A 6,945-nucleotide genomic window follows, 5' to 3' on the forward strand; every position below is an offset into this window, starting at 1 on the left:
TTGTGCCCGAACGGGGCGGCCTGATCAGCAGCTGGTGCTGCGGCGGCCGCGAGCAGCTTTACTTCGATGCCGAGCGCTTTGCCGATCCCAGCAAGAGTGTGCGCGGTGGTATCCCGGTGCTCTTCCCAGTGTGCGGCAATCTGCCGGGTAACCAACTCAGCCTGCCCCAGGGGGTGTTCCCGATGGCGCAGCACGGTTTCGCCCGCGATCTGCCCTGGCAGATCGAAGAACTGGAGGATGGCCAGGGGATTCGCCTGCAGCTCAGCGATTCAGCCAGCACCCGCGCCTCCTATCCCTTCGGGTTTCAGCTGAGCCTTGAGCTGCGTCTGGAGCCGCGGGCCCTGGCGATTGCCGCCTGCGTGGAGCAGCGCGGCGGCGATGGCCCCATGCCCTATGCCCTCGGGTTGCATCCCTATTTCCAGGTGTCGGATCTGGAGCAGGTGCGGCTGGAGGGCTTTCCCGCCCAGTGCTTCAACCACCTGAGCGGCAGCGAGGTGCCCACCGCCGACCAGCTGCGGCGTCTGCCGGAGGGGGTGGATCTGCGGGTTGATCTGCCCGAGCCTGAGCCTCAGGCGTTGCGGCTGAACCAGCTGCAGCTGCAACTCGAGCCCCCCTTCCGCCATGCCGTGGTCTGGAGCGACCCCCCCAGGCCGATGGTCTGCCTGGAGCCCTGGAGCGCGGTGCGCGGTGCCCTCAGCCAGCAGCTGCTCCCCGGTGAGCGCCAGTGGCTTCGCTGCCGCTACCGGCTCCTGGAGTGAGCGCAACTCAGGGCGGCGCCACCCCCGGCAGTCGGCCGCGGGCCAGCTGCTGCAGCGGGTCGAATTCCCGTTTGATCGCTTCGATCACAGCGCGCGCCGGTGCATCGCCCCAGGCGGGCAGGGCGTGGGGCTGGGGTTGTTCCAGCACGGTGAGATCCCCACCGAGCTCCCGGCAGCGGCGCCGCAGCCGCTCCACCCTGTGGGCCGGCAGCGCCTCGGCGGCTGCCCAGGCCAACCCCAGGCCGGCACCGGCGGCCAGGGTTCCCTGCAGCCCCTGGCAGTCGCCATCGCGCAGCAGCTGTTGCATCTGGGCCGGCAGCACCCCCAGTTGCAACAGCCAGCGCTGCTCGCTGGCCAGGCGGTTGTGGCTGGAAGCTCCGCGGGCCTCCGCCTCCAGCGCTTGCAGGGCGTCGCCGCTCACAACGTCAACGTCCAGCCCCAGCTCCGCCGCCCGCTGCTGGTGCTCCTGAAGCTGTGCATCGATCGCCGCACGACTCACACTCACCAGCGCAAGCAGCAGGGCGGCCTGGCCGCTCTCTTCCTCAGGCTGCAGCCGCCAGTCGAGCCGTTGCGGCAGTAGCGCTGCCGCCAGACACACCTGGCGCATGCGTTCGAGCGCTACCACTGAACCCCGGATCCACAGGCCGGCCCGCTGAGGCGGCAGCGGATAGGTGCGCAGGGTGAGGCTGGTGATCAGGCCGAGGCTGCCCCAGCTGCCGGCCAGCAGCCGCATCAGGTCGTAGCCGGCCACGTTCTTCACCACCTGGCCGCCGGCCTTGGCTGGAGTGCCATCGGCCCGGATCAGGCTCACACCGATCAGCTGATCACGGATGCCCAGATAGCGCTGCCGCAGCCCCCCGGACAGGCCGCGGGCCACCAATCCCCCCACCGTGCCGCCGGCCTCACCGCGCGGGCCGCTGCCCCAGGGCCAGTCGATCGCCAGCCACTGCTGCGCATCCGCCAGTTCGGCCTGCAACTGCTGCAGCGGCAGGCCCGCTTCCACCGTCACGGTGAAATCACCCGCGCAGTGCTCAACAACGCGGTTCAGACGGCTGGTGCTGATCACCAGCGCCTCGTTCTCCCCAGCCCCGGCTTGCACCGGCGGCCCCCAGCCGAGACGGCTGGCGCTGCCGGCGGGCAGCCACGGGCGGGCCTGCTGATGCAACTCCCGCACCAGCTCCTGCAGCGCGCTGGGCTCAGGACAGATCACGGCACGATGGTGCCATGGCAGAGCGGCGCAAGGTCATCGTTCTCGATGACGATCCCACCGGGTCGCAGACGGTGCACAGCGCGCCGCTGCTGCTGCGCTGGGATGCAGAAAGCCTGCGGCGGGGCTTGCGCCACCCTTCGCCGCTGCTGTTCGTGCTGGCCAACACCCGAGCTCTGGAGCCCGAGTTGGCCCGTGAGCGGGTGCGGCAGATCTGCCGGGGGTTGCGGGTGGTGCTGGAGGAGCTGGAGGCGGCGGGCGATCTGGATCGCTGGCTGATCGTGAGTCGCGGCGATTCCACCTTGCGGGGCCATTTCCCGCTGGAGGTGGAGGTGATCGCCGAAGAGCTCGGCCCGTTCGATGCCACCTTGTTGGCCCCGGCCTTTTTGCCCGGCGGCCGCACCACCCGCGGCGGTGTGCACTACCTGCACGGCGAGCCTGTGCACACCAGCCCGTTTGCGCGCGACCGCTTGTTTGGCTTCAGCAGCAGCGCGCTGCCTGAGTGGGTGGAGGAGAAAACCCGAGGTGTGATCCCTGCCAGCACGGTGGAGCGGCTGGATGGGGCCGAGCTCATGGGGCCTGTCGAAGCGTTGCAGGCGCGCCTGGCTCGATTCAGCGCCCAATGCATCGTGGCGGTGGATGCGGAGCGGCCTGAACAGTTGGCGGCCTTGGGGGCAGCGGTGTGGCGCAGCGAGCGGCGCCTGCTGTTCCAATCCGCCGCCAGCCTGATCAATGGTTTGGTGCCCTTGCCGCCCCAACCCCTTGACCCCGCCGGCCTGGCCGCCCTGCGCCGCTGCGGTGCCTGTGGGGAACGGTTGCCTGTGCTGGTGATGGTGGGATCCCATGTGCCCCTGGCGGATCAGCAACTGGAGCTTTTGCTGCAGGAGCCCGCCTGCGAAGGGGTGGAGATCCCGGTGGCCAAGCTGGCCCGGGTGCTGGATGGCCCGGCGGCGACTGAGCTGATCCGGTCGCTGGAGCAGAGCTGGCTCGAGCAGCTGCAGGCTGTGCTGGATCAGGGCCGCACCCCGGTGCTGTTCAGCAGCCGCGGTGAACTGGTGTGCGCTTCAGCTCAGGAGCGGCGACGCTTCGGCCTGGAACTGGCGGCGCTGATGGCTCGCCTGGCCGCGGCTCTGGCCCCGCAGTTGGGACTGATCATCAGCAAGGGCGGCATCACCACCCACACCCTGCTGGCCGAGGGCTTGGGGCTGGATTGGGTGGAGTTGCAGGGGCAGCTCCTGCCGGGATTGTCGCTGGTGCTCACCCCGCCCGAGGCCAGGGTTCCGGGCCTGCCCGTGGTCACCTTTCCAGGGAACCTCGGCGATGTGGGCACCTTGCGCGAGGCCTGGCGGTTGCTGGTTCAGGCGGATGCGGGCTGCCCGTAGCGCTGCCACAGCTCGCCAGCGAGGGCGCCCAGGCCCACGAGGGCCAGAGCCAACAGGCTGTCGGCTGTGTCGCTGATCAGGGCTCCCACCAGAAAGGCCAGCGAGCCGGCGCCCACCAGCCAGGGCGTTACGGGGTAGCCCCAGCTCAGAAAGGGCCGCGGCAGATCCGGTTGTTGCCGACGCAGCTGAACCTGGGCGGCGATGCCGCTCAGGGGCAGGCCCACATACAAGAAGGCCCCCATCCCCAGCAGGTGATCAAAGGAACCCACCAGCACCAGCAAGGCCGCGCTGCCACTGGTGAGCAGCAAGGCGGCCGCCGGCGTGCCGCCTTGGTTCACCTGGTTGAGCCAGGCGGGCATCAGGCGATCCCGGCTCAGGCCAAACAGGATCCGGGGCGCTGCCATCACCACCGTGTTGATCAGGCCCAGCAGCGACACCAGAGCCACGGCTGTGATCAGCTGCGCCCCTTGGCTGCCCAGCAGCCGCCGGGCTGCATCGGCCGCCGGCAGCGTGGCCTGGCTGAGCGTTTGCATCGGCAACACGTGCAACAGCGCCCCGTTGATCAGCAGATAGAGCGCCAGCACAGCCAGCACGCCGCCGATCAGCGAGCGGGGCAGATCACGGGCCGGTTCACTGAATTCTTCGGCGAAATACACCGGTGAGGCCCAGCCATCGAAGGTGGTGACCACGGCCTGCAGGGCCAGCACAGCCCCGATCCACAGCTCCGATCCCTGAGGCTGCAACACGGTGGGATGGCCCGCGACTACATCTGGTGCAGCAGCGGGCAGCAGAAAGCTGGCGGCCGCCAGCCCCAGGAAGGCCACGGCCTTCACCAGGCTGAGCAGCTCCTGGCTGGCACCTCCAGCGCGCACCCCCAGCCATTGGATGCCGCTGAACAGAATCAGCACTGCCAGGGCGATCGTCTGCCCATGCCATGGGGCCGCGGCCTGCTTCGGGATCCACTCCACCAGTAGCTCGCCCACGGTGGTCGCCACCCAGGCCAGGCCGATGCAGTGGGCCAGCCAGTCGGTCCAGCCCACCAGCCACCCGGCCCGCCGCCCAAAGGCCTGCTCGGCGTACACATACCAACCCCCGGCCCGCGGCAGGCTGGCCGCCAGTTCGGCGATGCAGATTGCGCCGAGCAGGGCGTAGAGCCCCCCGATCAACCAGGCGCCCAGCACCAGTGGTGCCGTGGCCAGCTGCGCTGCCACCAACCCGGGCGTGCGCAGGATGCCAGCGCCGATCGTTCCGCCCACGGAGCCGGCCAGGCCGAAGGCCACACCGAGCACCGAGAGCAATCCGCCGCTGCTCCGCTGCTCTGGCGGCGGCGGATTGCTCAAGACCGCTGGGCCGCTGCCAGCAACTGCAACGGGTGAGCCACGCGCGGGCCATCGCCGAGGTGTCGGCGCAGCTGCATCGTGCAGCCGATGTTGGCGCTGGCAACCACCTCAGCGCCGGTGCCACGCAGATCGGCGGCCTTGATCTCACCCAGCGCCGCCGCTTCCTGCGGTTGCACCAGGTTGTAGATGCCGGCGCTGCCGCAGCACACCCCGGCTTCGGTGGCTTCCCGTAGCTGTAGGTGCGGAATGGCGCGCAGCAGTTGGCGCGGTTCGGCGCTGATCCCCTGGCCGTGCAGCATGTGGCAGGCATCGTGATATGCCACCACCACTGGGTTGTCGGCGCTGGCGGGTTGGCCATCGCTGTGGGTGAGTGGCCCGAGCCCAGCCTGGAAGGCATCGCTCAGCCCCAGCTCCGCCAGGAATTCATGAACGTCCCGCACTTGGGACGCAAAGGCCGCGCCCTGATCGCTCTCCAGCAGCCGGTCGTAGTGCTTCAGGGTGTGGCCGCAGCCGGAGGCGGCCACCACCACGGCATCCAATGGTTCTGGCCCCGCGGCTTTGCCGGGACCCACCACGGCACGGAAGCTTTCGATCAGGGCGTTGGCCAGCTCCCGGGTCTGCTCCAGTTCGCCCTGGTGATGGGTCACGGCGCCGCAGCACCCCTGGGCGGGGGGAATCACCACCTCCACGCCGTTGGCCGTGAGCACCTCCAGCGTGGCGGCGTTCACATCGGGATCAAACAGCCGTTGCACGCAGCCCAGCACCAACCCCACGCGGGCGCGGCGCTCCCCCTGGGCCGGTACCACCAGTGGCAGGCCATCGCGGAACGCCTCCGGTTGCAGCGGCGGCAGCAGCTGGTCCATCGCCTCGAGTTGCGGGCCCAGCAGCCGGGTGAGCCCACTCCAGCGGGCCAGGCGTTGCAGCGGTGTTCCCGCGTAAGCGCGGAGGGGGGTGAGCGCCGCCCGCAGTCGTTGCGGGTAGGGCAGCAGCGCGAACAACAGCGCGCGGAAGGCCCGTTGGGCTGGGCTCCGTAGCTCAAGGGCATTGAGCTTTGGCCGGGTGGCCTCGATCAGTTCGTCGTAACGGACGCCGGAGGGGCAGGCGCTCACACAGGCGAAGCAGCCCAGGCAGCTGTCGAAATGGCTGGCGGTGGTGGCATCGAGCTCCAGCTCGCCGGCTTCGATCGCCTTGAGGGCGTGGATCCGCCCCCGGGGCGAATCCATTTCCGTTCCCAGTACCCGATAGCTGGCACACGTGGGCAGGCAAAAGCCGCAGTGCACGCAGGGGTCGGTGGTGAGGCTGACCATTGGGGTTGGATCGGCCAGCGGCTGTCGATTCATCGGCGATTCAATAGTGGTAACCGGCCAGAGTGATCTCGCGCTCGAAAATCTTGGCAATTCTCGAGGCTTGAGTGTTGGTTAAAACGTCTTGGTAGGGACGTTGTTCACGGCGGAACTGGCGTTTGGCATTGGGGAGCTGGGGATTGCCTTGTAAATTCAGCTCTTCAAACACACGGTTGAGTTCTGCTTGGGCATCTTCGTAGCGGCACAGGCGATGCACGGCCAAGTTGCCGTTTAAGCAATAGATGGCTTCGCTTTGGGCGGCCGCCCGTTGCAGATGCGGACCGTCGATAAAAGCATCGAGGCTTTCGGGTTCGGCTTTGCCCCTGATGTGCCAGAAATAGTGGGAAATCGCGCGATCCCACGGGTTGCGAACGAAGCAGAAGCGGAAGTAGCTGTCCCACTGATGCTGGGGGAGATACTTCAGGGTTTGTTCAGCTGTGATGTGGGTGTGGAAGCCGATCATCTTTAAATCGCTGTTCATCGGCTTCCCCGTAAGTTTGCGGCGCAGCCGAAGCCTCAGATAGGAGGGAATGTTGTACCAGGGGATGAAATGCCTTGGTGATGGATAACCCAGTTCTCGGCGAATGCGCTCATCTCGCCCCAGCGGCGTGATCACATCCTTTTTGTCGCAGGCGCTCGAGAGGGCGATGCCGATGGAGGTGGATGCGGTTTTCCGGTTCGCTAGGAAGATGAAACGCTTGCTATGGCTGATGATCATGGATGTGTAAGGGATGGCTTCATCAGCCCCCGAAGTGCTGGATCACCGCATTGGCGAAACCGCTGCAGCTCACCGGCTCCACCCGCGGCTCCATCAGGCGCGCCAGGTCGTAGGTGACTTCCTTGTTCGCGATGGCGGCGCTGAGACCGGTGGTGATCAGATCGGCGGCTTCCTGCCAGCCCATGAATTCGAGCATC

At 67.8% G+C, this 6,945-nt stretch carries 6 protein-coding genes and 1 pseudogene; 2 read left to right on the plus strand and 5 right to left on the minus strand.

The features are described from left to right. Nucleotides 1-758, plus strand: a 758-nt coding sequence (locus ACIQ2E_RS11100) for a galactose mutarotase (RefSeq protein ID WP_398330301.1), incomplete at its 5' end; no start/stop codon positions are given. Between the two features lie 7 nt (nucleotides 759-765). On the opposite strand, the gene ACIQ2E_RS11105 is transcribed toward ACIQ2E_RS11100, so the two are convergent. After that, complete coding sequence (locus ACIQ2E_RS11105; RefSeq protein ID WP_398330303.1) at nucleotides 766-1,968, minus strand: FAD-binding oxidoreductase; 1,203 nt, start codon at nucleotides 1,966-1,968, stop codon at nucleotides 766-768. Nucleotides 1,969-1,982: 14 nt separating this feature from the next. On the opposite strand from ACIQ2E_RS11105, the gene ACIQ2E_RS11110 reads away from it, so the two are divergent. Beyond that, entirely contained in the window at nucleotides 1,983-3,347 is a 1,365-nt protein-coding gene (locus ACIQ2E_RS11110; RefSeq protein ID WP_398330306.1) for a four-carbon acid sugar kinase family protein, read from the plus strand. Here the strand turns inward: ACIQ2E_RS11110 and ACIQ2E_RS11115 are convergent. The 4 genes and pseudogenes from ACIQ2E_RS11115 to ACIQ2E_RS11130 all read right to left on the minus strand — a co-directional run. Beyond that, a complete protein-coding gene (locus ACIQ2E_RS11115) occupies nucleotides 3,323-4,687 on the minus strand; it encodes an APC family permease (RefSeq protein ID WP_398330309.1) in 1,365 nt (454 codons plus the stop codon). The two genes, ACIQ2E_RS11110 and ACIQ2E_RS11115, sit on opposite strands and share 25 nt — an antisense overlap. Then, nucleotides 4,684-6,027 carry a (Fe-S)-binding protein gene (locus ACIQ2E_RS11120; protein WP_398330312.1) on the minus strand — a complete coding sequence of 448 codons (1,344 nt, stop codon included), beginning with the start codon at nucleotides 6,025-6,027 and terminating at the stop codon, nucleotides 4,684-4,686. Before ACIQ2E_RS11120 ends, ACIQ2E_RS11115 begins: the two co-directional genes overlap by 4 nt. Before the next feature lie 7 nt (nucleotides 6,028-6,034). Next, nucleotides 6,035-6,748 carry a sulfotransferase family 2 domain-containing protein gene (locus ACIQ2E_RS11125; RefSeq protein WP_398330315.1) on the minus strand — a complete coding sequence of 238 codons (714 nt, stop codon included), beginning with the start codon at nucleotides 6,746-6,748 and terminating at the stop codon, nucleotides 6,035-6,037. 22 nt (nucleotides 6,749-6,770) lie between these two features. Beyond that, a pseudogene (locus ACIQ2E_RS11130) lies at nucleotides 6,771-6,945 on the minus strand (NADP-dependent isocitrate dehydrogenase); the annotation flags it as partial.

This window comes from Vulcanococcus sp., from assembly GCF_044369115.1.
GTDB lineage: Bacteria > Cyanobacteriota > Cyanobacteriia > PCC-6307 > Cyanobiaceae > Vulcanococcus.

Excerpts from the sequence above, each read along its gene's own strand:
- ACIQ2E_RS11110 (WP_398330306.1), top strand. The coding sequence starts at position 1,983 with ATGGCAGAGCGGCGCAAGGTCATCGTTCTCGATGACGATCCCACCGGG.
- ACIQ2E_RS11125 (WP_398330315.1), bottom strand. The coding sequence starts at position 6,748 with ATGATCATCAGCCATAGCAAGCGTTTCATCTTCCTAGCGAACCGGAAA.
- ACIQ2E_RS11120 (WP_398330312.1), bottom strand. The coding sequence starts at position 6,027 with ATGAATCGACAGCCGCTGGCCGATCCAACCCCAATGGTCAGCCTCACC.